The organism is Micromonospora sp. NPDC049171 (assembly GCF_040648275.1).
Taxonomy (GTDB): Bacteria; Actinomycetota; Actinomycetes; order Mycobacteriales; family Micromonosporaceae; genus Micromonospora.
Window position 1 is genome coordinate 47,401 of sequence record NZ_JBEZDJ010000036.1, and the last position, 22,487, is coordinate 69,887.

General features: G+C 71.8%; 27 protein-coding genes. 18 read left to right on the forward strand and 9 right to left on the reverse strand.

Annotated elements, in window-relative coordinates:
* Positions 1–136: 136 nt before the first annotated feature.
* The 6 genes from AB0B14_RS32925 (at position 137) to AB0B14_RS32950 (ending at position 5,288) form a co-directional block, all read left to right on the forward strand.
* Complete coding sequence (locus AB0B14_RS32925; RefSeq protein WP_357525960.1) at positions 137–1,099, forward strand: LCP family protein; 963 nt, start codon at positions 137–139, stop codon at positions 1,097–1,099.
* A gap of 58 nt (positions 1,100–1,157) precedes the next feature.
* Positions 1,158–1,493 carry a rhodanese-like domain-containing protein gene (locus tag AB0B14_RS32930; RefSeq protein ID WP_357065916.1) on the forward strand — a complete coding sequence of 112 codons (336 nt, stop codon included), beginning with the start codon at positions 1,158–1,160 and terminating at the stop codon, positions 1,491–1,493.
* Positions 1,494–1,503: 10 nt separating this feature from the next.
* Positions 1,504–2,292 carry a glycerophosphodiester phosphodiesterase family protein gene (locus AB0B14_RS32935; RefSeq protein WP_357065919.1) on the forward strand — a complete coding sequence of 263 codons (789 nt, stop codon included), beginning with the start codon at positions 1,504–1,506 and terminating at the stop codon, positions 2,290–2,292.
* Between the two features lie 45 nt (positions 2,293–2,337).
* Positions 2,338–3,792, forward strand: a complete 1,455-nt coding sequence (locus AB0B14_RS32940) for a PAS domain-containing sensor histidine kinase (protein WP_357065921.1) — start codon at positions 2,338–2,340, stop codon at positions 3,790–3,792.
* A 61-nt stretch (positions 3,793–3,853) separates the two neighbouring features.
* On the forward strand, positions 3,854–4,273 hold the full coding sequence (locus AB0B14_RS32945; protein ID WP_357066535.1) for an ATP-binding protein: 420 nt from the start codon (positions 3,854–3,856) through the stop codon (positions 4,271–4,273).
* Positions 4,274–4,400: 127 nt separating this feature from the next.
* Positions 4,401–5,288, forward strand: coding sequence for a DUF5926 family protein (locus AB0B14_RS32950; protein ID WP_357065924.1), 888 nt, complete (start codon positions 4,401–4,403; stop codon positions 5,286–5,288).
* A 93-nt stretch (positions 5,289–5,381) separates the two neighbouring features.
* Here AB0B14_RS32950 and AB0B14_RS32955 read toward each other — a convergent pair whose 3' ends face one another.
* Positions 5,382–6,599, reverse strand: coding sequence for an arginine deiminase (locus AB0B14_RS32955; RefSeq protein ID WP_357065926.1), 1,218 nt, complete (start codon positions 6,597–6,599; stop codon positions 5,382–5,384).
* Positions 6,600–6,762: 163 nt separating this feature from the next.
* Between AB0B14_RS32955 and AB0B14_RS32960 the strand changes: the two genes are divergently transcribed.
* The 5 genes from AB0B14_RS32960 to pheA all read left to right on the forward strand — a co-directional run bounded on the left by AB0B14_RS32960 (position 6,763) and on the right by pheA (position 10,260).
* Positions 6,763–7,500 carry a hypothetical protein gene (locus AB0B14_RS32960; RefSeq protein ID WP_357065929.1) on the forward strand — a complete coding sequence of 246 codons (738 nt, stop codon included), beginning with the start codon at positions 6,763–6,765 and terminating at the stop codon, positions 7,498–7,500.
* A 168-nt stretch (positions 7,501–7,668) separates the two neighbouring features.
* Positions 7,669–8,127: a hypothetical protein gene (locus AB0B14_RS32965; RefSeq protein WP_357065932.1), complete on the forward strand. Its 459-nt coding sequence runs from the start codon at positions 7,669–7,671 to the stop codon at positions 8,125–8,127.
* A 65-nt stretch (positions 8,128–8,192) separates the two neighbouring features.
* Complete coding sequence (locus AB0B14_RS32970; RefSeq protein ID WP_357065935.1) at positions 8,193–8,582, forward strand: ACT domain-containing protein; 390 nt, start codon at positions 8,193–8,195, stop codon at positions 8,580–8,582.
* Positions 8,583–8,666: 84 nt separating this feature from the next.
* Positions 8,667–9,293, forward strand: coding sequence for a hypothetical protein (locus tag AB0B14_RS32975; protein WP_357065938.1), 627 nt, complete (start codon positions 8,667–8,669; stop codon positions 9,291–9,293).
* 10 nt (positions 9,294–9,303) lie between these two features.
* The gene (pheA, locus tag AB0B14_RS32980) at positions 9,304–10,260 is read left to right on the forward strand and encodes a prephenate dehydratase (protein WP_357065941.1); all 957 of its coding nucleotides are present in this window, start codon (positions 9,304–9,306) and stop codon (positions 10,258–10,260) included.
* Between the two features lie 44 nt (positions 10,261–10,304).
* On the opposite strand, the gene AB0B14_RS32985 is transcribed toward pheA, so the two are convergent.
* The 3 genes from AB0B14_RS32985 to AB0B14_RS32995 all read right to left on the reverse strand — a co-directional run bounded on the left by AB0B14_RS32985 (position 10,305) and on the right by AB0B14_RS32995 (position 12,073).
* Positions 10,305–11,027 (reverse strand): AIM24 family protein, encoded by a 723-nt coding sequence (locus tag AB0B14_RS32985; RefSeq protein ID WP_357065944.1) that lies wholly within the window; start codon positions 11,025–11,027, stop codon positions 10,305–10,307.
* Between the two features lie 102 nt (positions 11,028–11,129).
* Positions 11,130–11,492: a metallopeptidase family protein gene (locus AB0B14_RS32990; RefSeq protein ID WP_357065946.1), complete on the reverse strand. Its 363-nt coding sequence runs from the start codon at positions 11,490–11,492 to the stop codon at positions 11,130–11,132.
* Between the two features lie 149 nt (positions 11,493–11,641).
* Positions 11,642–12,073 carry an OsmC family protein gene (locus AB0B14_RS32995; protein ID WP_357065949.1) on the reverse strand — a complete coding sequence of 144 codons (432 nt, stop codon included), beginning with the start codon at positions 12,071–12,073 and terminating at the stop codon, positions 11,642–11,644.
* 131 nt (positions 12,074–12,204) lie between these two features.
* Between AB0B14_RS32995 and AB0B14_RS33000 the strand changes: the two genes are divergently transcribed.
* From AB0B14_RS33000 to AB0B14_RS33010, 3 genes are all read left to right on the forward strand, one after another.
* Complete coding sequence (locus AB0B14_RS33000; RefSeq protein WP_357525963.1) at positions 12,205–12,948, forward strand: hypothetical protein; 744 nt, start codon at positions 12,205–12,207, stop codon at positions 12,946–12,948.
* Positions 12,949–13,184: 236 nt separating this feature from the next.
* Complete coding sequence (locus tag AB0B14_RS33005; protein WP_357065955.1) at positions 13,185–14,006, forward strand: HAD family hydrolase; 822 nt, start codon at positions 13,185–13,187, stop codon at positions 14,004–14,006.
* Positions 14,006–14,818 (forward strand): HAD family hydrolase, encoded by an 813-nt coding sequence (locus AB0B14_RS33010; RefSeq protein WP_357065958.1) that lies wholly within the window; start codon positions 14,006–14,008, stop codon positions 14,816–14,818. The genes AB0B14_RS33005 and AB0B14_RS33010 overlap by 1 nt, the downstream gene beginning before the upstream one ends.
* 3 nt (positions 14,819–14,821) lie before the next feature.
* On the opposite strand, the gene AB0B14_RS33015 is transcribed toward AB0B14_RS33010, so the two are convergent.
* The gene (locus AB0B14_RS33015; protein ID WP_357065961.1) at positions 14,822–15,424 is read right to left on the reverse strand and encodes a bacterial proteasome activator family protein; all 603 of its coding nucleotides are present in this window, start codon (positions 15,422–15,424) and stop codon (positions 14,822–14,824) included.
* Positions 15,425–15,507: 83 nt separating this feature from the next.
* Between AB0B14_RS33015 and AB0B14_RS33020 the strand changes: the two genes are divergently transcribed.
* Positions 15,508–16,305, forward strand: coding sequence for an alpha/beta fold hydrolase (locus AB0B14_RS33020; protein ID WP_357525965.1), 798 nt, complete (start codon positions 15,508–15,510; stop codon positions 16,303–16,305).
* Between the two features lie 80 nt (positions 16,306–16,385).
* Positions 16,386–17,573 carry an ABC transporter substrate-binding protein gene (locus AB0B14_RS33025; RefSeq protein ID WP_357065966.1) on the forward strand — a complete coding sequence of 396 codons (1,188 nt, stop codon included), beginning with the start codon at positions 16,386–16,388 and terminating at the stop codon, positions 17,571–17,573.
* A gap of 60 nt (positions 17,574–17,633) precedes the next feature.
* On the opposite strand, the gene ddaH is transcribed toward AB0B14_RS33025, so the two are convergent.
* Positions 17,634–18,467 carry a dimethylargininase gene (ddaH, locus tag AB0B14_RS33030; RefSeq protein ID WP_357065968.1) on the reverse strand — a complete coding sequence of 278 codons (834 nt, stop codon included), beginning with the start codon at positions 18,465–18,467 and terminating at the stop codon, positions 17,634–17,636.
* Between the two features lie 59 nt (positions 18,468–18,526).
* Here ddaH and AB0B14_RS33035 point away from each other — a divergent pair, with 59 nt between their 5' ends.
* Positions 18,527–18,991, forward strand: coding sequence for an Lrp/AsnC family transcriptional regulator (locus tag AB0B14_RS33035; RefSeq protein ID WP_357065971.1), 465 nt, complete (start codon positions 18,527–18,529; stop codon positions 18,989–18,991).
* A 25-nt stretch (positions 18,992–19,016) separates the two neighbouring features.
* On the forward strand, positions 19,017–20,018 hold the full coding sequence (locus AB0B14_RS33040) for a zinc-binding dehydrogenase (protein WP_357525967.1): 1,002 nt from the start codon (positions 19,017–19,019) through the stop codon (positions 20,016–20,018).
* Positions 20,019–20,179: 161 nt separating this feature from the next.
* Here AB0B14_RS33040 and AB0B14_RS33045 read toward each other — a convergent pair whose 3' ends face one another.
* From AB0B14_RS33045 to AB0B14_RS33055, 3 genes are all read right to left on the reverse strand, one after another.
* Positions 20,180–21,286, reverse strand: coding sequence for a hypothetical protein (locus tag AB0B14_RS33045; RefSeq protein ID WP_357065977.1), 1,107 nt, complete (start codon positions 21,284–21,286; stop codon positions 20,180–20,182).
* Positions 21,287–21,367: 81 nt separating this feature from the next.
* Positions 21,368–21,634: a DUF6457 domain-containing protein gene (locus tag AB0B14_RS33050; protein WP_357065980.1), complete on the reverse strand. Its 267-nt coding sequence runs from the start codon at positions 21,632–21,634 to the stop codon at positions 21,368–21,370.
* Positions 21,631–22,368 carry an NTP transferase domain-containing protein gene (locus tag AB0B14_RS33055; protein WP_357525969.1) on the reverse strand — a complete coding sequence of 246 codons (738 nt, stop codon included), beginning with the start codon at positions 22,366–22,368 and terminating at the stop codon, positions 21,631–21,633. The genes AB0B14_RS33050 and AB0B14_RS33055 overlap by 4 nt, the downstream gene beginning before the upstream one ends.
* Positions 22,369–22,487: the final 119 nt, after the last annotated feature.

Genomic DNA, 22,487 nt, shown 5'->3' on the forward strand with positions numbered 1-22,487 from the left:
GCCCGTAACCTGACGTGAGCGGGTTTCACGTATCGGTCGCGGGGAGGCGGTCACGTCCAGGTGGGGACGGAACGTGGCGGGCCGAGCCGGATCGGCTCCGCCCAGCCGAGCACGCCGCGCCCGAGGGCCACGGATCATGCTCGGCATCGGCCTGGCCCTCGTCCTACTGGCCGGGCTCGCCGTGGTCGGCCTCAAGACGCTGAGCAACAGGTACGACCGCACGGTCACCAAGGAGCAGTTGCTCGACGCGGACGCCCGCACCGAGCGCACCGACCTGGACGGGCCCCTCAACTATCTCCTGGTCGGCTCCGACCGTCGCCCCGGCGGCAGCGGACCGGACCAACGCTCCGACACCATCCTCATCGTGCACGTGCCGGCCGGCCAGCGGGAGGCGTACCTGGTCTCCGTGCCGCGTGACCTGCTTGTCGCCATCCCGCCCACGAGCGGCTTCGGGGGCGGTCAAGACAAGATCAATGCGGCGTACGAGCACGGCGGCGGCGGACCGGCCGGCGCCCAACTACTCTCCGCCACCCTCAACCGGCTCACCGGAATCCGGTTCGACGGTGCCGCGTTGATCGACTTCTCCGGCTTCCGGAAGGTCATCGACCTCCTCGGCGGGGTGCGGATGTGCGTGGACACCGAGGTCCGCTCCATCCACACCAACCGGGTCTTCCCGGTCGGCTGCCAACAGCTGGACGGGGCGCAGGCCCTGGACTACGTCCGGCAGCGCTACGACCTGCCCGGGGGCGACTACGACCGGCAGCACCACCAGCAGCAGTTGCTCCGGGCGATGCTGGACAGCGCCGGCAGGGCGGATCTGCGGAGCAACCCGGTCAAGTTGGACCAGGTGCTCCGGGCGGTGGGCGGCTCGTTGACGGTGGACACCAACGGCGTACCCCTGGAGGACCTGCTCCTCGCGCTGCGCGCGCTGCCGCCCGACGGAATGCGCGGCGTCCAGGTGCCGTCGTCCCCACAGACCATCGACGAGGTCTCGTACGTGGTGCTGGACAACGGAGGCAACGGGCTGTTCGAGGCGGTACGCGGCCGGCAGATGCCGTCGTGGGCGCAGGCCAACCCGCGCTGGGTGACCCGGTTGTGATGGTGCCGACGGCCAGGTCGGTGCCGAACCGGTCGACGAGGATCTAGTGTTGCTTCCTGTGTTCGGACCCCAGGTTCCCACCGTGCCCGTGACCGAGATCGCCGACGAGACCTACCTGCTGGATGTGCGGGAGGCCGACGAATGGTCGGCCGGCCATGCACCCACCGCCCACCACCTGCCGATGATGGAGCTGCCGGCCCGGCTCGCGGAGGTGCCCACCGACCGGGACGTGGCGGTCATCTGCCGCTCCGGCGGGCGTTCCGCCCAGGTCGTCGCCTACCTGGTCAACAACGGCTGGGAGCAGGTGCGCAACGCCGACGGCGGAATGCGCCAGTGGGCCGCCGTCGGCCGTCCGGTGGTCGACGCGAACGGGCAGCCCGGCCAGGTCATCTGAGGCGGCCGGGATGGGTGGGCCACTGGTCTTCGCGCACCGCGGCGCCTCGTACGACCTTCCCGAGCACACCCTCGCCGCGTACCTGCGCGCTCTCGACGAGGGTGCCGACGGCCTGGAGTGTGACGTCCGGCTGACCCGGGACGGGCACCTGGTCTGCGTGCACGACCGGCGACTGGACCGCACCAGCAACGGTCGCGGTCTGGTCAGCGCGCGGACGCTCGCCGAGCTGGAGGCACTGGACTTCGGCTCCTGGCACCCGGGCAGCGCGCCGGCCGGGGACGTACCCCCGGACGACTCGCACACCCGGCTGCTGACCCTGACCCGACTGCTGGACGCGGTACTCGCCGCCGGCCGGCCGGTCCGGCTGCTGGTGGAGACGAAGCATCCGTCCCGCTACGGCTCGAACGTGGAACGGCGACTGGTCAGCCTGCTGCGCCAGTACGGGCTTGCCGACCCGGCGCCGGACGACCCGGTGCAGGTCACCGTCATGTCGTTCTCCCCGCTGGCGGTCCGTCGGGTGCACGAGCTCGCGCCGAAGCTGCCCACGGTGCTGTTGCTGGAGGTGTTGCCGCGTTGGCCGCGGCTGGGGCGGCTGCCGTTCGGCACCCGTATCGCGGGGCCGGGCATCGGCCTGGTCCGGGCCCGCCCGCACCTGCTGCCCGCACTTCGCACGGCCGGCAACCAGGTGTACGTCTGGACGGTCAACGAGCCGACCGACCTCGATCTGGTGCTGGCCGCCGGGGCGGACGGGATCATCACCGACCGGCCGGGCTACGCCCTCGCCCGACTGGACCGCTGACCCGGCAGGGGTGCCAAATCCAGGCCGGCGAGGCAGACTCGGCACATGCCGGAGCGTATCGATTTCCCCGCTCTCCTCACCGGTCACACAGTCGTGATCGAGATGATCAACTCTGGGGAGGCGGGCCTGCCGGTCCTCACCCAACTGCTGCGGGTGGCCCAGCCGGCCCTCGGCGCGACCGGTATGGCGTTCGTCGAGTTCGGTCCGACAGGCGGTCGCGTGATCGCCGCCACCGGCACGGCGGGATCGGCCCTCGGCCGTCCGCTGGCGGCCGACGACCCGGACACTGTCTGCCTGCTCAACGGGCCACGGGTGCGCAACGTGCGGGTGGGCCGCCTCAACGGCAAACTGGCCGGCGAGCTGACCGGCAGTGACCTGCGCTGGATGGTGGTCTCGCGGGCCGAGATCGGCGGCCACACCGTCGGCAGTCTGCACGCGCTCTACCCCGGCGACGACAAGCCGGACGCCGAGCGGCAGGGGGTCGTCGCCTACCTCGCGTCCTGTGTCGCGCACATGTACGGCGACCAGAGCGGCCTGCCGGTGCACGGTGACGGCCCGGTGGTGGCGGCACTCGCCGACGGGCTGGCCGTCGTCGACCGGGACGGGTACGTCCGCCTCTGGAACCCGGCCGCCGCCCAGGTCACCGGCCGGTCGGTCGAGCAGGCGCTGAGCCGTCCACTGCCGTTTCCGTTGCCGCCCTCCGGTCAGGTCCGCGACCACCGGATGCCGGACGGCCGTTGGCTGCGGATCACCTCCGGCGAGCTGCCCGGCCCGGGCTCGTTGCGGGTGGTCACCTTCCGCGACATCACCGACCAGCAGCGCCGCGACCACGACCGGGAGCTGTTCGTCGCGGTGACCAGCCATGAGCTGCGCACCCCCGTCACCGTGATCAAGGGGTACGCGGACACCCTCACCGACCACTGGGAGTCGCTGACCGACATCGACCGGCGGCAGGCCGCCCGGGTGATCGGGCAACGCGCGAACGAGCTGGCCCGGCTGGTCGACCGTCTCCTCAGCTCGGCGGCCGAGGCCGGGCCGGGCGACGATCCGCCCACCCCGTTCGACCTCGGTGAGGCGCTGCGCTCGGCAGTTCTGGACCTGCCGACGGAGTTGCGCCGCCGGCTGGTGCTCCGCCTCCCGGCCGACCTGCCCAAGGCGCTCGGCCACCGACCCAGCCTGGCCACCGTGCTGACCGAGCTGACAACCAACGCCGGCAAATACTCGGCACCCGACTCTCCGATCGAGATCGCCGCCTCGCCAGACGGTCAACTGGTGGCGTTCCGGGTCAGCGACCGGGGCATCGGCATCCGACCGGAGCACGTGGAGCGGGCGTTCGACAGGTTCTGGCAGGGCGAGTCCGGCGACCGGCGCGGCTACCCGGGGGCAGGGCTCGGCCTCTATCTCGTTCGCCGAATCGTTGAACAACAGAATGGATGGGTATCCCTACGTCCAAGGACCGGCGGCGGTACGGTCGCAGAGGTGCGGCTACCGCGCGGTTGACCGAGGGTGGCGCGACGTGGAGGCAACGGTGGCAGCGGCAGCGAGGGATCGGGCGTGGTGCGTGGTGGTTCCCCACCACCCGGCCGGGGCACGGCTGGCCCGGCACCGGCTCGCCGGTGAACTGGCGGACGTCGTCGCCCCGACGCTCCTCGCGGATCTGATCGCGGTGCTCGCGGAGCTGGTGGGCAACGCGGTGCGGCACGCCCGGCCGCTGCCCGGTGGAGTGGTCCGGGTGGCCTGGCGGTTGCGGCCCTCGGCCGAGGGCACCCTGATCCAGCTCGGCGTCACCGACGGCGGCGGCGCGAGCACCGCGCCACGGCTCCGGACGGCCAGCGCCGACGCGGCGGACGGGCGGGGGCTGCACATCGTGGCCGGGCTGGCCACCCGCTGGGGCGTCGAACGGGACGGGATGGGCCAGCGGGTCTGGGCGGAGTTCACCCCAACCCCAACCCCCAACCCCACCCTGGTGCCCACCGCCTGACATCGTTGATCATGGAGTTATTGCCACGACACGCCGGGTACGGTGACAACAACCTCATGATCGACAAGCGATGGGGTGGGTGGGTCCGGCCCACGCGCCGGCAGTTCGGGCTCTAGGCTGTGACGCCGTGAGCAAGCGTCGAAAGAGCCAACGCACCACCGCCGACACCGCCCCCCGCCGCGAGAAGGTGCGCGACGTCTTCGTGCCGCGTCCGTTCGACGGGCTGGTCGACGAGGTCGAGTGGATCGCGCTGCGTGAGTTGGTGCCCGCCGCCTCCGCGCCGCTGCGGCTGGCACCCGCCCTGGTCGAGGAGTTCGGTGACCGGCCGGCGACGCTCGCCACGGTGCTGCCGATGGCCGCCCCCGCGATCACCAAGCCGGACGGCCGGGTGCTCATCGGCCTCCAGCGCCACCAGCAGTCCGGTGACGTCTCCCGGGATCTGGCCGAGGCGCTGCTCAGCGCACTGCGCACCGAGCCGGGAGGCCAGGTGACCGTGCCGCCGCTGCCCGGCCCCGGCCCCCGCCTACAGGACATCCTCGTGGACGGCCCGCTTGAGGTCGCCCTGCACGAGGGCTTCGAGTTCTGGCTCGACCCCGGGGCTGCCGACGATCCGACCGTCCAGGCGTCGCTGGAGCGGGCGAACGCGGCCATCTACCCGACCGTGCGGCTGACCGCCGCGAAGGCCGCGTACTGGTGCCAGGTCCCGGAGAAGGCACACGTGCGCTGGGTGCTGCCGGACGACGAGGACGCCGCCCTGGATGCGCTGGCCCGCCTCGGTGCCGCCGGCACGCTGACGCTCGGCGAGCAGACCAAGTTCGCCGGCATGTTCCGCGCGCACGGTCGGCTGGTGCCGGTCTGGGACCTGCCGGAGCAGACTCCGGCGACCGAGTGGGAGGAGCCGGTGGCGCAGTTCGCCAAGCGGTACGCCGAGGCACTCACCGCCACCGACCCGCTCGACGCCGCCGGCCGACGCGCCCGCCAGGGGTTGCTCGGCCGCCAACTCACCCTGCGCTGAGCGCGGTCGCCCGGCTCGGTCTTCCGCCCGGCCGGGTGCGGTCGCCCGGCTGGATCGGGCACGGTCGTCGCGCGCAGCCGGGCGCCGTGCGTTTCAGCCGGCGACGGGCAGCGGGTCGCGGGTGATCGGGCAGGACATGCAGCGCGGCCCGCCACGGCCGGAGCCCAACTCGGAGCCGGCGATCGGGATCACCTCGATGCCGGCGCGCTCCAGTTGGGCGTTGGTCTCGGTGTTGCGCTCGTAGCCGACGCAGAGCCGGGGCGCCAACGCGAGGGTGTTGTTGCCGTCGTCCCACTGCTCGCGTTCCGCGGTCACCGGGTCCAACCCGGTGTCGATGACCCGCAGCAGGTCCAGGTCCATCGCGTCGGCGGCGGCCCGCAGGAACGGCGCGGGCCCGTCCACCCGCGGGTCCGCACCATCCGCGCCGGCAATCACGGTGTACGCGGACAGCGTGCTCGCGATGTTGGGATACATCAGCACGGCGTCCACGTCGACCATCGTGCAGACCGTGTCGAGGTGCATGGTGGCGCGTTTCTGGGCGATCGGCACCACCAGGATGGTGTGGGCGAGCCCGGCGGCGAAGACCTGCCGGGCGAGGCGTTCGGCGCCGGCCGGTGTGGTCCGTTCGCCCACCCCGACCGCCAGCACCCCGGGTGCGAGCAGCAGTACGTCCCCGCCCTCCAGGTGCTCCAGGCTCGGGCGGTAGACGAAGTCGGTGCCGGCGAAGCGTGGATGGTGGCGGTAGATGGCGTCGGTCAGGGTGGTCTCGCGTCGGCGGGCCGGCATGGCCAGGCTCGTCACACCAACCCGATCGCCGATCCACAGCGATGAGTCGCGGGTGAACAGCAGGTTGGGTAACGGATCGATAACGAAGTCGTGTCGATCCATCAGCGTGTAGACAAGCCCGCCCGGCCGCGCCGAGGAGATCCGCAGCTCCTCGTGGGCCAGCCCGGCGGTGAGCACGTCGGCCAGGGCGGCCGGGTCGAGGTAGGAGAGATGGTCGGCGACGCGGGCCCGCAGGGTGTCGCCGAGCCGCCGGGAGCGCAGCACCTCCTCGGTGAGTTCGGCACGGGCGTCCGCGACGGCAAGCGTCTCCGCCAGCAGGGTCGCCAGGTAGAGCACCTCGACCCCACGATCGCGCAGGGCGGTGGCGAACGCGTCGTGCTCCTCCTGGGCCCGTCCGACCCAGGGGATCGCGTCGAACAGGAGTGAGTCGTTGTTGCGGGGCGTGAGCCGGGCCAGTTCGGGGCCGGGCCGGTGCAGCAGTACGGTGCCGAGCCGGCCGACTTCACTGTCGACGTAGTGGGTCACTCCCGCAGCGTAGGGCAGGGTTTGGCGGCATCCGAGAAAAGAACTGTGGATGAATATGGCATTCATCCATAGTCACTCCGGCGCTCCGGCTTGCCGAACACCGGTAGTGGCAACGTAGGGTAGTGAGGACATAACTTCGAGGGACCTTTTGCCGGAGGTCGCGATGACTGTCTTTCCCGCACGACGAGCCGTACCGTCCGCTCGGGCACTGCCGCCCGTCGCGGTGCCACACCCCCGCGTCGAGTCGCCAGGGGTTCTCGAACCGGTCCGTCCGACACCGCTCGAATGGGCTCGCCGCCGTCGTGCCGAGCGGGGCGCGCGCCGCCTCGAGGCGGCCGGGGCGCGAGCACTGGGCCAACTCGACCACCTCGGGCCGGCCTGGCACGTCATCGAATGGCCGCGCACCGACGTCACCGACGTCCTCGATCGCGGTCAGGACGACCGGGCCGGGTTCCTCGCCATCGGGCCGAGCGGTCTCTTCGCCGTGACCATCGCCGATCACGGCCGGGCCAGGGTCCTCGTCGCCGGTGACGTCGTGCAGATCAACGGCAAGCGTCCACCGTACGTGGCCGAGTCCCGCCGGGACGCCAAGCGGGCCAGCAAGGCCCTCTCCGACGCGGTGGGGCTGCCCGTCCCGGTGACGCCGGTGCTGACCTTCGTCGGCTCCGGTGTGATCAGCGTCTACGGCCTCCCCAAGGACTGTCTGATGGCCACCCACCGAGAACTGGACCGGCTTCTCGTGGCTGGTGGCAGCCGGATCAGCCCCGCCACGGCCGAGAAGCTCTCCCGGGTCGCACAGCATCCCAGCACCTGGCTCAACGGCACGTACCGTCCAACTGCCGACTACCGGTGGTATGAGGAGGGCCGAACGGCCGCTGACAAGCCGGCCCACCGCCGGTAACGTCACCGTCGACGCCACGCGGCTCCGGTCCCCCCGACTACCCACCGGTCTCCGCGCCGTCACCGGTCGCCTCGGTTCACGCTGCGCGACTCGGTGACCCGGTGCGCTCGGTGATTCCGTCGGCGACCCGCTAGCGTGGACAGTCGATCGGTGCACATAGGAGGCGCGGTGGCCCACGTCGAACTTTCGCTCTCAGAAGCGTTCGTGCCGGCGGCGCGGGCCTCGACAGAGCCGGAGTCCGGCAACGTCGGCCAATGGTCCTCGACAGTCTCCCGGGCCGACGAGCCGTGCTTGCTGATCGACACCGACACCCTGGTGGTGGCGATCTCGACCGCCGGCTGCCAGTTGCTCTGTCTGGGCGAGCCGGACGTCCTGATCGGGCGACCGCTGCTTGACGGAGGGCTGCGCCTGCTCGACTTCACCGCAAACCGGGGCGAGCTGACCGAGGCCGAGATCGACAAGATCCCGCCCCTGCTGGCGCTCACCTCCGGTCGACTCGCCCGAGGGCTGCTCCGGGTGCAGGCCGCCTCGGCGAACAGCTCCGACGCGACAGTCGACGCGATCTCCACCCCGGTGCTCACCGACGGTGCCGTGGCCGGTTCGCTCACCTTCTTCTCCGAGGTCTGACCTGCGACAAGCCGCACACGGCGTTGCTGGCCCAGCCCTGCGCGAGTAGGCCGTAAGGTGCCCCCATGCTCGATATCGCCCTGCTGCCCGGGGAGTACGCGGTGTGGCGGTTGGCCGCCGGCACCGCCCTGCCGTACGCGCTGTCGAGCGGGCTGAGCGGCACCGACGTGGTGACGGTGAGCTGGACCTCCGATGGCATCTCGGTGATCTGCCCAGCGGATCGGGTGCCGGTGCAGGCCGTGGTGGAAACCGCCTGGCGCTGCCTACGGGTCACCGCCCCCGCCGACATGGCCAGCACCGGCAGCCTGGCCACGCTCGTCGATCCGCTCGCCGAGGCACGGGTCAGTGTGGTCACGTTCTCCACCTTCGACACCGACTACCTGCTGGTGCCGGCCGTCCGGCTGACCGAGGGCACCGCCGCGCTACAGCGCGCCGGGCACCGCGTCACCGGCTGACCTTCACCCGACCGGCCGCTGACCCTACGATGGGCTCGGCCACCCCGGCCGCGACGAATTCTCCGATGTCCCGAGGATCGGCCCGTGCCGTTCACCCCGCCCCACCCCCCGTCTCCCCCACCACGGGCGACGGCCTACCTCCCACCGGCGACACCCAGCCGGGCATCCGACCACGCCCCCACTCGGGCCACCGCCCGGATCCGGCCGGTCGCGCTCGCGGTGCTCGCCGTCGCGGTGCTCGCCGGCTGTGGCGCCCCACCCGAGCTACGGGAGCCGACTGCCGCGCCAACCCGCACCGCGGCACCGACGACACCTGGGCCGAGCACCGCACCCAGCACGCCGCCGGCCACCGCACCACCACTCGGCACGGTCACGCCCACCCCGGATGCCGGGCTGGTCGCCACACCCTGCCGGAACGGGCCGACCGGCGAGCGGGTGGTGCAACTGCTGCGCGGCCGGGCCGGGGTGCTTCCGGCAAACGTTCGGGTCCAGGTCCGCACCGGGCCGCTCTGCGCCGCCGAGTGGCAGTACACAGTCCTGCAGGTGACCGGGCACGAGGAGCTCCAGGTGGTCACCCGGGGCCAGGCCACCGCACCGACCCTGGTCACCGCCGGCACCGACGTCTGCACCATCGAGGTACGCGCCACCAGCCCGGCCGGGATCCGCGCCCTCGCCTGCGACGCCGCTCCGGCCAGCCGGCCGAGTGCGTAGGCTGACCGGCATGCCGGGAACACCGCCGACACGCTTCGTCTACCTCGGGCCGGAGGGCACCTTCGCCGAGCAGGCCCTGCGTACACTTCCCGCCGCCGAGCGCGGCACCCGTACGCCCGCCCGCAGCGTCGGTGAGGCGCTGGACAGCGTCCGGACCGGGGACGCCGACGCCGCGCTGGTGCCGCTGGAAAACTCGATCGGCGGCGCGGTGGGCGTCACGCTCGACGAAATGGTCGAGGGCGAGCCGTTGGTGATCACCCGAGAGGTGATCCTGCCGGTGGCGTTCGTGCTCGGCGCTCGACCCGACACTCCGCTGACTTCGATCGGCACCGTGGCGGCCCATCCGCAGGCGTCCACCCAGTGCCGGGGCTGGTTACGCGACCATCTGCCCGACGCCGTGGTGGTCGACGTGCTCTCCAACGGCGCGGCGGCGGCCGGTGCCGGCACCGGCGCGTACGACGCCGCGATCTGCGCACCGATCGGGGCGGCCCGCCACCGGCTCGTGACACTCGCCGACAAGATCGCCGATCATCCGGACGCGGTGACGCGGTTCGCGCTGGTGGCCCGCCCCGGGCCTCCCCCGCCGCCGACCGACGACGACCTCACCTCACTGGCGGTCTACATCGCGCACGACCGGGTCGGCGCGCTGCTGTCGGTGCTGATGGAGCTTGCCGTCCGTGGCGTCAACCTGACGCGCATCGAGTCCCGTCCCACCGGCGAGGCGCTGGGCCGGTATGTCTTCTTCCTGGACTGCACCGGCCACGTCGCCGACGTACGACTGGGTGAGGCGTTGCAGGGGCTGCGCCGGGTCTGCGCGGAGGTCCGCTTCCTGGGCTCGTACCCCCGGCACCGGTGGGTCGACGCGGCGCGCGATCGGCCGGTGCCCGCGCCGGCGGGCCTCTCCGACGCCGACTACGTCGACGCGGCGGCCTGGCTGACCCGACTGCGCACAGGTGAGTTGACCTGACCGGGCGCTCCCAACCGATCGGGAGCGCCCCGCGCCGCAGGTGATCAGCTCAGCAGGCCGCCGAGCAGACCGCCCTCCTGCTGCTGCTGGCCGCTGCCCAGGACCGGCGGCTCCTCGGACGGCTGCACCACCACGAAGCCCTGACCGGCGAAGCTCATCGTGAACGACTCACCGGTACGCCGACCCAGCAGCGTGCCGAGGCCCAGTTGCTCGGCCCGGTGGTAGCCGGTCTGCAGGTTCGCCGACCAGCACACCGCGGCCTGCGGGTCGACGTACGTGGGGGCGTCCACGTTGAGCACGACCGGGGTGCCCTTGGTGGTGATGGCGATCCGGCCGTAGCCGCTGAACACACAGTTGAACAGGCCGGACGAGGAGGCCATCCCGGCGCCGCCGACCATCCTGATGTCGTACTGGAGGGTCGAGTCGAAGGCGAGCACACTGGAACCGTTGATGGAGAGGGCGTCGCCCGGCTCCAGGTCGATGATGTGCACGTCCTTGGCCAGCTCGGCGAGGAAGACGTCACCGTGGCCGGAAACCTTCATCAGGGGGACGCCCTCGCCGGTGAGCTTCTGCTTGAGAAACTTGCCGAGCCCGCCCGAGCCGAGCGCCTGGAACTGCACATTCCCCTGGTAGGCGACCATCGACCCGACTCGGGCCATCGCCTCCCCGTTGAGTTCGATCTTCAACATCTTGGAGTTTTGCAGCCGCATGCCGGGCTGCGCGGACTCCTTCTCCAGGTTTTCCGCGGAGAACAGCTCACTGCGCATGAAAGGGTGCCTCCTGACAGGGTTGCGATTGCTGCACCGAAGGTAGGCGACCAGGGCAACCACGGGCCATCGGCCGAGCGGTGACCGCGACTGTCGGAAGGCTCAGCCCCAGCCCAGGGCGTGTAGCCGATCGTCGTCGATGCCGAAGTGGTGCGCGATCTCGTGCACGACGGTCACCGCCACCTCGTCGACGACATCGTCGTCGTTGTCGCAGATTCGCAGGATCGGGTGTCGGTAGATGAAGATCCGGTCCGGCAACACACCGGAGTAGTCCCAACCGCGGCTGGTCAGGGCGTGGCCCTCGTAGAGGCCGAGCAGGCCGGGCTCGCCCTGCGGCGGGTCGTCCTCGACGAGGATCACCACGTTGTTCATCAGGCCGAGCAGCTCCTCGGGCACCTCGTCGAGGGCGTCGGCAACCAGCTCCTCGAAGCGCTCGCGGGTCATGTCTACCGGCACGGCACCCATTCTGCCCGACGCCGCACCCGTTGGGCCGGTCGAGACGTGGCGCCGATCGGATCCGCAGGCTCACGGAGAGAGTGACCGCCCAGGGGCGGGCGGAGACTCTCGTCCGTGAACGAGCGGTTGTGGGTCGACCGGCTGTTGTGGTCGACCGCTCAGGAGGCCAGGCGCGCGTCGAGGGTGATCTCGGCGCCCGGTGAGAGCAGGCGGGAGATCGGGCAGTTGGCCTTGGCGGCCTCGGCGAGCTTCTGGAACTCCGCGTCGTCGATCCCCGGGACCTGGCCGACGGTCTCCAGGTCGATCCGGGTCACGGTCATGCCGGCGTCGGTCTTGTCCAGGTGGACCTTGGCGGTGGTCTCGACCGAGGTGGCCGTCGAGCCGGCGTCGGCGAGCGCCTTCGAGAACGCCATCGAGAAGCAGCCGGCGTGTGCTGCGGCGATCAACTCCTCGGGGTTGGTGCCCTCGCCCTCCTCGAAGCGCGACTTGAAGGAGTAGTTGCCCGACAGGCCGCCCTTACCGGTGCGGACCGTGCCGGAGCCCTCGGTGAGATTGCCCTGCCATTGTGCTGAAGCGGTACGGATAGGCATGAGGAGAACGCTAGCGGAAAGGTGACCGTCGAGCGACCGACCGGCACGGACGCCTGCCCTGCGATCCCTGTCACGATCGGCTGGCTGTGCCATGATGCGACCCAGGTCCGTGACCGGCGGAAGGATTGCCGATGTCCGACGAGCTTCCGATCCCCCGGCAGGGCGACCGGTCCGAGGAACCGGCCGTGATCGAGTGGGGTGCTGTCGACCCTGCTCCGCGGCGCCGGTTCGGCTGGTCCCTGGCCGGTTTCGCACAGGACCCTCGGCTGCCCCTGCTGCTCGCCGGGCTGGGCGCGGTCGCCGGGGTCGCCTCGCTGGTCGGGGAGTGGCTGGTGATGAGCCTGCCGAACGGCGGCGGGCCCGAGGGTGAGGGCACGATCGAGGTGCCGGCCGGGGTGTCCGAGGTCGGCGGTTTCGGCGTTGGCTACCTGGTCGGGCTGCTCGGTCTCGTCTGCGCCGTGGCGCTGGCCCTGCGGGGCACGGCGGCCGTGCGGCCGAACGCCCGGTTGGCCGGTCTCACCCTGGCCGGTGCCCTGTTGGCGGTGCTGATCGCCGCCACGGCCACCCTCAACGACCCCAGCCAGCGCAACTTCTTCTACTCGCCGCCGGACGGGTTCCGGGCCGAATACGGCCGTGGGCTGGTGATGGCTTTCGCCGCCTGTGTGCTGTTCGCGGTCGCCCTGCGGCTGACGCCCGCCACATCCACCGGCACGTTCGCCGGGCCACCAGACGATGACGGGCCCGCCGACGCGCCGCCGTCGCGACCCTGGCGCCGCCGCCGCAACCACGACCCCATCGAGTACGGCCCACCCGCCCCAACCGACCTGACAGTCACCCCCGCCGCCCCCTTCGCCCACCCCGACCCCCAGCCCTAAACCCACCCACGCCCCACGCCCCGGCGATCTCGCACTTACTGCCCCGACATAAGGGACAGGAAGGGCGAGATCGCGGGGGAAGGCGGCGGGGCGGGGTGGGCGTTGTTCGCGTCCGATTCGTCTGGAAGCCGTGGATGCGACCCTTTGCGCGAGGTACGGTTGCTGCCCGCCGTGACGCCGGGTCTCCTCAACAGAAGGGGACAGCAGGTGCGACGGCGGCGGGCGAAGGAGGAACGATGACCCGCCCGGGCCTGCCCAAGCTGATCGCGACCGACCTCGACGGCACGCTGGTGCGCAGCGATGACACCGTCTCCGCGTACACCCATGGGGTGCTCGACCGGGTGCGGGCTGCCGGAATTCCGGTGGTCGGCGCGACCGGACGCGGCCCTCGGTTGACCGAGTTGACCCGCAACGACATCCGGGCCGCGGACTTCCTGGTGATGGCCGGCGGCGGCCGGGTGGTCGACCAGAGCGATCCGGCCGGCCCCGTGGTGCTCCGCGACGAGCGGCTGCCCGCCGAGGTGCTGGCCCGGCTGCTGGCCGACCTGGAGGCCGAGGTCGGCCCGCTGACCGTGATGGTCGAGGCGTCCGACGAGCACGATGCTCCGCTCTGGGGCGACTATCACGAGAGTTGGCCCTACCAGGACCGGTTCGAGGCGCGCAGCCGCGCGGAGTGCCTCTCCTGCGACGTGATCAAGGCGTTCGCCCGGACCGCCGACCACCACGTGGACGAACTGCTGGCGGTGGCCCGCCGGATCGTTGCGCCGCAGGTCGCCACGCTCACCCAGGCGGGGCTCGGCTTCATCGAGATCTGCCCGCCCGGCGTGGACAAGGCCACCGGGCTGACGGTGGTGGCGCAGAGCCTCGGCGTCGATCCGGCCGACGTCCTGGTCTTCGGTGACATGCCCAACGACCTGCCGATGTTCGAGTGGGCCGGCTGGTCCCGGGTGGCGGTGGCCAACGCGCACCCCGCCCTGCGCGCCGCCGCGGACGAGGTGACCCTGCGCAACGACGACGACGGTGTGGCGGTGTACCTGGACCGGCTACTGTCCCGGTGATGCAAGAGACACCCCGCCTGGTCGCCACCGACATCGACGGCACGCTGATCCGCGACGACCACACCGTCAGCCCCCGCACCGCCGACGTGCTCGCGCGGATCTCCGCGCGAGGCACGCCCGTCGTCCTGGTCACCGGCCGTCCGGTCCGCTGGCTCAAGATGGTGTACGACCAACTGGCCCAGCCGCTGCCGGCGGTCTGCGCCAACGGCGCCGTGGTCTACGACCCGTTCTCCGACGAGGTGGTGCGGGCCGACCCGCTCGCCCCGCACCACCTGGCCGAGGTGGCCCGACGGCTACGGGCCGAGGTGCCCGGGATCAGCTTCGCCGTGGAGATCCTGGACAGCCGGGAGATGCGGCACGAGGCGCACTACCCGCTGCGCTGGGACGTCGACCCGGAGGGCATCCGACCGATCGAGACGCCGGAGGAGTTGCTCTCGGTGCCGGCGGTGAAGCTGCTCGCGCGGGCCGGCGAGCAGGACCCGGACGCCTTCGCCGAGCTGATCGCCGCGGCGGTGGCGGGGCTGGCCGAGGCCACGCACTCGTCGTCCTCCGGCCTGGTGGAGATCTCCGCGGCCGGGGTGACCAAGGCGGCCGGGCTGGCCTGGTACTGCGACCAACTCGGGGTGGCCGCGGCGGACGTGCTGGCCTTCGGCGACATGCCCAACGACGTGCCGATGTTGAGCTGGGCCGGCCGGGGCGTGGCGGTGGCCAACGCGCACCGCGCCGTCCTGGCGGTCGCCGACGACGTGACGACGGCGAACACCGAGGACGGCGTGGCGGCGTACCTGGAGAAGGTTTTCGGGGTGGACTGAGGGTTACAGGTACTGGCCGGTGTTGTGGCCCTCGCCGCCGCCCGGCTGGCCGATGCCGGACATCCCGGGGACGATCCCGCCGGGGCCACTGGGCAGCGCCTGGCGGCCACCGCGCATCTGCTCCAACTGCACCCGGGCGGCCATCTGCTGGGCCACCAGGGCCGCCTGGATGCCGTGGAACAGGCCCTCCAGCCAACCGACGAGTTGGGCGTGCGCGATCCGCAACTCGCCCTCGCTGGGGGCCTTGTCCTCGGTGAAGGGCAGCGAGATGCGCTCCAGCTCGTCGCGCAGCTCGGGGGCGAGGCCCTCCTTGAGCTCGACGATCGACCGCTCGTGGATCTCGCGCATCCGGTTGCGGCTCGCGTCGTCGAGAGGTGCGGCTTTCACCTCCTCCAGCAACTGCTTGATCATGCTGCCGATCCGCATCACCTTGGCCGGCTGTTCGACCAGGCGGGTCGGGTCCTCACCCTGGCCCTCGTCGGTCTGCATCGTCCCGATCGGCCGGCCGTCCGGACCGACCACCACGACAGTGCCGGGGTGGCCGGAGTCGTCGGTGCCGGGCTCGTCGTCCTGTCCAGCTGAGCGCGCTTCGGTCATGGGGTCCATCTTTACCCAGCGGGCTGGACCGTTGGCGCCCGGGACCGACTACCGGGACCGAACCACCCGCGCGGGCGCGCTACCGTCGCGCCATGCCTGCCGACCCGCGCGCCGTGTTGACCCGGCCCGCACCGGGGCCCGACCGGACCGTGGCGTACGGCGACCACCCGGATCAGGTGGCCGACCTGCGGTGCCCGGCGGGAGCGGGTCCGGAGCGCCCGCTGGTCGTCGTCCTGCACGGCGGTTTCTGGCGGGTCGAGTACGACCGACGACACACCGACCCGTTGGCTGCGGCACTCGCCGCGGACGGCTACCCGGTGGCGCAGTTGGAATACCGGCGGACCGGGCAGCCGGGAGGTGGCTGGCCGGGCACGTTGACCGATGTGCTGACCGGGGTGGCCGAGCTGCCCAGGCTGGCCGCCGAGGCGCTGCCCGGCCGGGTGACCCGGGCCGCGCCGATCCTGGTCGGGCACTCCGCCGGTGGTCACCTGGGGCTGTACGTGGCGGCCACCGCGCCGGCGACGGTGGGCGGGGTGCTCGCCCTGGCCCCGGTGGCCGATCTGGGCGAGGCGTACCGGCGGGATCTGGACTCGGGCGCGGTGGCCGCGCTGCTCGGCGGCGGCCCGGCCGAGTTCCCGGACCGGTACGCGGCGACGGATCCACGGCTACTGGTGCCGACGCGGACACGGACGGTAGTTTTGCACGGCTCGGAGGATCAACAGGTTCCGGTGGAGATGAGCCGGGACTTCGTCGCGGAGGCCACTGCCGCAGGATCCGATATCTCCCTTGTTGAGCTGCCCGGATGCGAGCATTTCGGGCTGATCGATCCGGAGTCCGCCGCCTGGCCCCGCGTCCTCGCCGAGTTGCGGTCCCTGCAGGTTGATCACTAGCCATTGACGCAGCGTCGCGGACCAGGTAGAACGCCGGAGGGGCGGTGTTCAGCCCTGCAACGCTCCTTGGAAGGAACTCGGTGTCGCAGATGAATCGCAGGCGGGCGCTCCAACTGTTGGCCGCGCTCGGTACCACCGGGTTCGTCGCCGGATGTGGCTCCGACTCCGACCCCGAACCGACGGTCAACCGCAGCCCGATCAAGATCGGGCTGATCACGCCGCAGGCCGGCGGTTTCAAGAGCATCGGCGATGACATCACCAACGGCTTCCAGCTCTTCCTCGACCTGCACGACAAGCGGCTGGGCGGCCACCCGGTGGAGTTGTTGACCGCCGACGAGGGCGACACCGCGAAGACCGGCAAGGCCGCCGTGGACGGCCTGCTCAAGCAGGGTGTGCTGGCGCTCACCGGGGTGGTCAACTCGGCGGTGATGGTCGGCATCCGGGACACCGTCGAGCAGGCCAAGGTCCCGCTGATCGGCTCCAACGCCTCACCGAGCAGCCTGCAGAGCGTGTTCTACATCTGGCGGACGTCGTACGTGCTGGACGAGGCCGGCAAGGCGCTGGGCCGCTACCTGCGCGACCAACTGCCTGCCAACGGCCGGGTGGCGATCATCATGCCGGAGAACGTCGGCAGCCCCGACGTGGTGCGCGGCTTCCGGCAGGAGTTCGGCGCGACCGACCCGCGCATCAGCGACCCGGTCACCTACACCAGCGCCAACCCCAACCCCGGCAAGACCGCGTTCTCGGCGGACATCAGCACCGCGCTGGCCAAGGAGCCCACGGCGGTCTTCTGCTTCTTCGCCGGAGCCGCCGCGGTGGAGTTCATCAAGCAGTTGCGGGAGAAGTTCGCCGGGCCGATCTACGCACCGGGCTTCCTCACCGAGGGCACCGTGCTGGAAAGCCTGAAGGAAAATGCGCTGGGCATCCAGACCGCGCTGAACTACTCGGCCGACCTGAACAACACGTCCAACCGGGTCTTCGCCTCGGCCTACCGCAAGAAATACCAGGTCACCCCCACCACGTACGCGATGGCGTCGTACGACGCGGCGCAGGTGCTCGACCAGGCGATCCAGCTCACCGGCGGCTCGCCCAACCCGCAGCAGGTCAACCTGGCACTCGGCAGGATCGGCCAGATCGACAGCCCGCGCGGCATCTGGCAGTTCAACCAGCCGCGCACCCCCCAGCAGAAGTGGTACCTGCGGGAGGTGCAGCGCGACGGCCAGGTCATGTCGAACGTGCTGATCAACGAGCTGGCCACGCTGGGCTGACCCCGGAGCAACGACAGGGCCGGCCTCCCGTTGGGGAGGCCGGCCCTGTCGTACGGGGAGTCAGTGCCGCAGCTCGGCGATGCAGCACTTCACGCTGCCGCCGCCCTTCTTCAGCTCGGCCAACTCGACGGGGACCGGGGTGTAGCCGGCCGCCTTCAGCTTGCCGGCGAACCGGGTCGCCTCGCTGTTGAGCACCACGTTCGCGCCGTCACTGACCAGGTTCAGCCCGAAGGCCAGAGCGTCCTCGTCGTCGGCGAGCACCGCGTCCGGGAAGAGTTGGGTGAGCACCCGCTGGCTGGCCGCGGAGAACGCGCCCGGGAAGTAGGCGACGTTCGAGTCGTCGATGACCGTGAGTGCCACGTCCAGGTGATAGAAGCGGGGGTCGATCAGACGCAGGGACACCACCGGCCGACCCAGCGCCTCCTGCGCCTCACCGTGCGCCGGAAGCTCGGTGCGGAAGCCGTGCCCGGCGAGGATGAGGCCGCCGTGCGCCTCCGGCACGTACGCGAAGTCGCCCTCGCCCTCGTTGGTTTCGCCAGGTGCGACGAACCGCCAGCCCTGCGACTCGTAGAAGGCGTGGTGGGCGGCTGCCTCGGCGGCCCGCTGCTCGTGCTTGAACCGAGCGCCGTACACGCTGCCGTCCACCACGAAGGCACCGTTGGCGGCGTAGACCATGTCGGGCAGGCCCTGCTCGGGCGTGAGCAGGTGCACCTCGTGGCCGAGACCGACAAGCGTCTCGTGCAGCCGGTCCCACTGTTTGACGGCCAGGTCCCGGTCGACGGGCGTGGTCACGTCCATCCACGGGTTGATCGCGTACTCGACCGCGAAGTGCTCGGGCGAGCACATGAGATATGTCCGCTTTCGCGGGACTCGCTGCTGGTTCACGGTCACCAAGAGTAGGTACCGTAGAACTTTGGTAACAGCCACAACCGTTGCTTCTCAGAGGCGGAACGTTGCAGATAGACGCGGTAGACCAGCGGATCATTGCGTTACTCGTCGCCGACGCCCGTGCGTCGTACGCCGACATCGGCACCCGGGTGTCACTCTCCGCCCCGGCCGTCAAGCGTCGCGTCGATCGGCTACGCGCCACCGGCGTGATCCGGGGATTCACGGCCGTGGTGGATCCGGCCGCCGTCGGCTGGACCACCGAGGCGTTCGTCGAGTTGTTCTGCGCCGGCCGGACCACCCCCGCCCAGATCGGCGTGGCCGCCCGGCGACACCCGGAGGTGGTCGGCGCCTACACCGTCTCCGGGGAGGCGGACGCGCTCGTGCACCTGCGCGCCGCCGACATCGCCCACCTGGAGGCGGCGCTGGAGCGGCTGCGCGCCGAGTCCTTCGTGACCTCCACCCGCAGCACGATCGTGCTGTCCCGCCTGGCCGAGTCCCCGGGCGTCGGACCGTCGCCCCGCACCGCTTGACCTCAACCCTGGTTGAGGAGATGAAGTGGTCGGGAGCGTGGGCACGCCGCCCACCGCAGCCAAGGGGGACGTGATGCGTGCGGTCTGGTTACGTGAGTTCGGCGGGCCCGAGGTGCTGGTGCCCGGCACCGCGACCGACCCGACACCCGGCCCCGGTCAGGTGCTGATCGACGTCGCGCACGCGAACATCACCTTCGTCGAGACGCAGCAGCGCGCCGGCCGCCCCGGTCCGTTCCAGGTCACCCCGCCCCTGATCCCCGGCAACGGCGTGGGCGGGGTGATCGCCGCCCTCGGCCCGGACGTCGACCCGGCACTGCTCGGGCGGCGGGTGGTCAGCGCGACCGGCGGCTCCGGCGGATACGCCGAACGCGCGGCGGTCGACGCCGCCGCGCCCATCGAGGTGCCCGCCGAGCTGGCCCTGGACGAGGCGGTGGCACTGCTGGCCGACGGGCGTACCGCCACCATGCTTGTCGAGGCGGTCGGCATCCGCCCCGGCGACCGGGTGCTGGTGGAAGCAGCCGCGGGCGGCGTGGGCAGCCTGTTGGTGCGGCTCGCGGCCCAGGCCGGTGCCCGGGTGATCGGCGTCGCCGGTGGGCCGCGCAAGGTGGACCTGCTACCCGGCCTGGGCGCCGACCTGGCCGTCGACTACCTCCAGCCAGACTGGGCCGACCGCGTCCGGGCCCCACTGGGCGGCGTCGACGTGGTGTTCGACGGGGTCGGCGGCGCGGTGGCCCGAGCGGCCTTCGACCTGCTGGACCCGGGCGGTCGCATGGTCAGCTTCGGCCTGGCGAGCGGGGAGTGGTCCCCGGTGTCAGCGGAGGCCGCCACGGCACGGCAGGTCACCCTGGTACGGCCGGACACGTCACCCGCACAACTGCGGGCGTACACCCGGCAGGCCCTGGCCGGCGGTGCGGCCGGCCGCCTGCGCCCGCTCATCGGCCAGCGATTCCCGCTGGAACGCGCCGCCGACGCGCACGCCGCCATCGAGGCGCGCGCGACGGTCGGCAAGACCCTGCTGGACGTCTAAGGCCTGTTTCATGAGGGCGGTCGAGCCGAGGCGGAGTCCGGGAGGCGATCCGGCAAGGCGCGGTTTCGTCCGGATACCGGTGTTGTATCCGGGCGAGACCGCAACGCCGCCGGTCGTCGTCCGGGCCCGCCGCAGGCCGGCCAGGTCTTATGAAACAAGCCTTACAGGTACATGCCGGTGCGGTGCTCCGAGTCGTCGCGCCGAACCGGCTTGTCGCCCTCGCCGAAGAACCGCTTGCCGCCGAACTCGCCGTGCAGACGGTCGTCCAGCTCATCGGCGAGCCCGGTCATCACCTGCACCGCAAGCATCAGGTGGGTGGCCTGGAAGTTGCGACCGAAGACCGGGATGGACGCCCAGACCGTGTCGTCGGCGCAGTAGAGGCGGCCGATCGGCATCCGGTTGGTCAACTCGGAGAGCTTGACGTAGAGCCGCTCGGTCGGCTCCACCTCGGTGAGCACCGGGGAGAACACGTCCACCAGCGGCGGATTGTCCCGCACCCGCACGAAGACCATCGCCGAGCCGGCCCGGATGTTGATGTCGCCGTCCGAGTCGACCTGCAACCGGTCGGTGTCCGACTTGAGCATCGTGGAGACCACGGTCCGGACCCGATCAGCCAGGTCGAGCACGTCGTCCCGCTCGACCTGCGCGGAGGCCGCCTCGGCCAGCGCCTCCTCCAGGTCGGCCTCGACGTCGGCGTCCGGGCCGAACTCGCTGCGTGCCGTGCCCAACGGGTCCACGGCAAGCGGCTCACTCTCGGCGTCCTGCACCAGGTAGACGAGGAACGCCGGGTGCGGGGCGCCGTAGACGTCGCGCAGCGTCCGGGAGAGCAGCGCGGCGATCCGGGTGGACTCGCCCGTCGTGCCGTCCAGCCCGAAGAAACCGCCGGATCCGGCGACCACCCCGGGTGGCGACCAGCCGAGCGCGACCATGTCCGCCACCGCGCCGCGGTCCAACCGGTAGCCCGCCGGCAGCGTGGCGTTGCCGACCGCCCGCGCGGACAACGCGCCGCCGTCGTGCACGTCCACGCTCACCGAGTAGACGGCGTCCCCGGTGCCGGAGGCGGTCGGGTCCAGGGTCACCTCCAGGTGCGCGCCGACGGGCAGCTCCCGCAGCCGCACGGCGAGCGCACGGGCGAACTCCTGCCACGCCTCGGTCACCTTCGCCCGCAGGTCGGTCGTGCTGGGTTCGTCGAGCAGGATCGATTCCGCCGGCTCGGCCGTAGCGCCGGGCAGGTCACCGATCGGCGCCGAGGGGTGGTCAGCCGTCATGATCGCCTCCGTCCGTCACGATCACCCTACCCACGCCACCTGGCGGCTCAATCAGCCCGGACCGGGATCGGACAACCGCGGTCAGGGGGCCGTCGGGTCCGCGGGGTCCGCGCCCAGCTCGACGGGCCAGGCGCCGGCCAGGGCACTGAGTCGGGCCGCGGCGTCCGCCGGGTCGGCACCCCGCCCAACCGCCAACCCCAGCAGGTACGCGGTGACCGGCGCACCCGGCCGCAGCACCTGGTGGGCGACGTCGCGGGCCAGATCCAGCACCGCCGGAACCGGCACCCCGGTCGGGTCCAGCTCCAGCTCGGTGCACGCCGCCGTGACCCAGTCGTCCATCACCGTCATCGCGCCCACTCCTCCGCCCGGCGTACGTCCTCGTCAGTGTCGCAGTCGAACCAGGGCGGCGGGCCCTCGCCGGACCAGGGCACCTCCCGGACGACGAGGCCGGCCAGCAACGCCCGGACCGGGGCACCGGACAGGCTGCCGCCCCGCTCGACAGTCAACCGGTCCAGCGCGGCCCGCAGCGCCGCGACCCGCCAGACACCGCAGAGCGACTGCCGCCGTCCGTCCCCGTCGACGAAGCACGCCCCGTCGGGCCGACGCCCACTCTCGACCAGGCCGCTGCCGATCGCCGGAGCGGCGTCGGGCCTCGCCGAGGCGGCATGGCGGGGGCTTTCCTCGGCGAGGTGGGCCAGCAGGTCGCCGATCGCGGCCCGGGTGAGCAGCGGCAGGTCGGCGGCGAGCAACGCGACCAGGACGATGTCAGTCTCCAGCAATGCCAGCCCGGCAGCGGCGGCGGCGACCGGGCCCCCGCCCGGCGGATCCTCCCGGACGACCCGCACACCCGCCGGCACGGAGTCGGCCGCACCGACCAGCACGCGCGGCGTCGCGTCGGTGACGGCAGCCAGCACCCGGTCACGCATCGGCCGGCCACCGACCCAAAGCGCGGGCTTGTCCACCCCACCCATCCGTCGGGCGGCCCCACCCGCGAGCACCACTGCGGCGTACGTCCCCACCCGGTCACGGTAGCCGTGCCAACGCGCGAACGGGCCAACCCGACCCGTCGTCCCGGTGATCATGAAGTTATCGCTCGACACGCCGACGGTGGTTTCTAGGCTTCAGTGCAACTGATCTTGGTTGTGGTGGAGGTGCTGGTGGCGAGGCCGGGTGTGGTGACGTTCGGGCATCGGCAGGTGTT

Excerpts from the sequence above, each read along its gene's own strand:
- AB0B14_RS33050 (WP_357065980.1), bottom strand. The coding sequence starts at position 21,634 with ATGACGGTGATGGACGACTGGGTCACGGCGGCGTGCACCGAGCTGGAG.
- AB0B14_RS33020 (WP_357525965.1), top strand. The coding sequence starts at position 15,508 with ATGCCTGCCGACCCGCGCGCCGTGTTGACCCGGCCCGCACCGGGGCCC.
- AB0B14_RS32985 (WP_357065944.1), bottom strand. The coding sequence starts at position 11,027 with ATGCGCAGTGAGCTGTTCTCCGCGGAAAACCTGGAGAAGGAGTCCGCG.
- AB0B14_RS33005 (WP_357065955.1), top strand. The coding sequence starts at position 13,185 with ATGACCCGCCCGGGCCTGCCCAAGCTGATCGCGACCGACCTCGACGGC.
- AB0B14_RS32990 (WP_357065946.1), bottom strand. The coding sequence starts at position 11,492 with ATGGGTGCCGTGCCGGTAGACATGACCCGCGAGCGCTTCGAGGAGCTG.
- AB0B14_RS32940 (WP_357065921.1), top strand. The coding sequence starts at position 2,338 with ATGCCGGAGCGTATCGATTTCCCCGCTCTCCTCACCGGTCACACAGTC.
- AB0B14_RS33000 (WP_357525963.1), top strand. The coding sequence starts at position 12,205 with ATGTCCGACGAGCTTCCGATCCCCCGGCAGGGCGACCGGTCCGAGGAA.
- pheA (WP_357065941.1), top strand. The coding sequence starts at position 9,304 with ATGCCGGGAACACCGCCGACACGCTTCGTCTACCTCGGGCCGGAGGGC.
- AB0B14_RS33045 (WP_357065977.1), bottom strand. The coding sequence starts at position 21,286 with ATGACGGCTGACCACCCCTCGGCGCCGATCGGTGACCTGCCCGGCGCT.
- AB0B14_RS32935 (WP_357065919.1), top strand. The coding sequence starts at position 1,504 with ATGGGTGGGCCACTGGTCTTCGCGCACCGCGGCGCCTCGTACGACCTT.
- AB0B14_RS33015 (WP_357065961.1), bottom strand. The coding sequence starts at position 15,424 with ATGGACCCCATGACCGAAGCGCGCTCAGCTGGACAGGACGACGAGCCC.
- AB0B14_RS32925 (WP_357525960.1), top strand. The coding sequence starts at position 137 with ATGCTCGGCATCGGCCTGGCCCTCGTCCTACTGGCCGGGCTCGCCGTG.
- AB0B14_RS33055 (WP_357525969.1), bottom strand. The coding sequence starts at position 22,368 with ATGATCACCGGGACGACGGGTCGGGTTGGCCCGTTCGCGCGTTGGCAC.
- AB0B14_RS32995 (WP_357065949.1), bottom strand. The coding sequence starts at position 12,073 with ATGCCTATCCGTACCGCTTCAGCACAATGGCAGGGCAATCTCACCGAG.
- AB0B14_RS32960 (WP_357065929.1), top strand. The coding sequence starts at position 6,763 with ATGACTGTCTTTCCCGCACGACGAGCCGTACCGTCCGCTCGGGCACTG.
- AB0B14_RS32970 (WP_357065935.1), top strand. The coding sequence starts at position 8,193 with ATGCTCGATATCGCCCTGCTGCCCGGGGAGTACGCGGTGTGGCGGTTG.
- AB0B14_RS33010 (WP_357065958.1), top strand. The coding sequence starts at position 14,006 with ATGCAAGAGACACCCCGCCTGGTCGCCACCGACATCGACGGCACGCTG.